Source organism: Streptomyces sp. BR123 (assembly GCF_013401435.1).
Taxonomy (GTDB): Bacteria; Actinomycetota; Actinomycetes; order Streptomycetales; family Streptomycetaceae; genus Streptomyces.
This window is the reverse complement of record NZ_JACBGN010000611.1, coordinates 1-1,199: the sequence shown is the minus strand read 5'-3', so window position 1 is coordinate 1,199 and position 1,199 is coordinate 1. Positions and strand designations below refer to the sequence as shown.

Genomic DNA, 1,199 nt, shown 5'->3' with positions numbered 1-1,199 from the left:
GCCAGGGAGTGGCCTTGCCTCGGGCGGCCAGGGTCGTCGCGTACTCCGGGAGGAGGGACGGGGAGGCCGGGGAGGTCTTCTCCGACGCCGCGAAAGCCTCGTACGAGGGGACGCTGGCCGTGACGATGCCGAGGTTCGTCGTGCCCGAGGCGGCCAGGGCGCGCAGGGACGCCTCGATCCGGGTCAGGTGCGCCTCGTGCGAGGGGTACTCCGCCGCCAGGGTCGGGTAGCTGGTCAGGAGTTCGGCCAGCTCCCGCTGCGGCCAGTGCAGGATCGCCACCGGGAAGGGCCGGGACAGGGCGGCGCGGCGGTCGCCCAACTCCGCGCGCAGCCGGGCGATCTCGGCGCGGAGCTCCGCCGGGTCGTCGGAGCCCAGGGCCCAGATGCGCTTCGGGTCGTGCAGCTCGTCCAGCGGGATCGGGCCGGCGTGGCGGGTGTCGGCGACCATGTCCCAGTCGTCGTGCGGGAGCCCGAGCAGGCGGCGTACGCGGTGCCGGCCCGTCAGGAGGGCCGTGGTGGCGGGGGTCAGCGGGGCGGTGTCCGAGATGAGGAGGGTGGCCGCCTGGGTGAAGCACTCCTCCGAGTCGGAGAGCTCGTCGTGGGCCTCCAGGGCCTCTGCGATGACCTCCCAGGGGGCCGGATCGGAGGGGGCCGCGGCGCGGATGCCCTGGATGAGGGCCCGGGCCTCGGGCTCGTGCCCGTACTCCCACAGGTTCGCGGCCTGCAGCGCCTTGATCAGGTGGATGCCGGTCGGCTTGCCGGCCAGGAGCTGGTCGTAGAGCGCGCTCGCCCGTTCTCGTTCGTCGGCCAGTTCGAGGTGGGCCGCGGCCTGGAGCAGCAGCGGCTCCTGGTCCTCGGGGTAGCGGGTCGCCGTGCGGATCAGGCGCTCGGCTTCGGCGATGTGCTCGGCAGGCGTGTCGGGGCGCATGGTTCACACCGTACTGCTGCTGGTCTGTTGGCGGGGGAGGTCTTAAGGTGCGCCCCGTGCGGGATCACATGCGTGTGGTGGTGCACGGCCGCGGAGCCGGGTCCGGCCGGGCCGGTGTACGGGGCCTGCTGTGGGTGACGGCCGAACTGGCCGTCACGGTGGGCGTGGTGGTGTTGCTGCTGGTGGTGCACCAGGTGTGGTGGACCAACCGGCTGGCCGCTGCCTCGGCGGAGCGGCAGGTCGCGGCGTTGCAGAGGGGGTGGGCGGACGC

At 73.7% G+C, this 1,199-nt stretch carries 1 protein-coding gene and 1 pseudogene; one reads left to right on the top strand and one right to left on the bottom strand.

Going from position 1 to position 1,199, the window contains the following annotated elements; translation table 11 throughout:
• Positions 1 to 928: hypothetical protein (locus HYE82_RS36640; RefSeq protein ID WP_179178538.1), on the bottom strand; the 928-nt coding region annotated here is incomplete at its 3' end.
• 68 nt (positions 929 to 996) lie between these two features.
• Here HYE82_RS36640 and HYE82_RS36635 point away from each other — a divergent pair.
• A pseudogene (locus HYE82_RS36635) lies at positions 997 to 1,199 on the top strand (class E sortase); the annotation flags it as partial.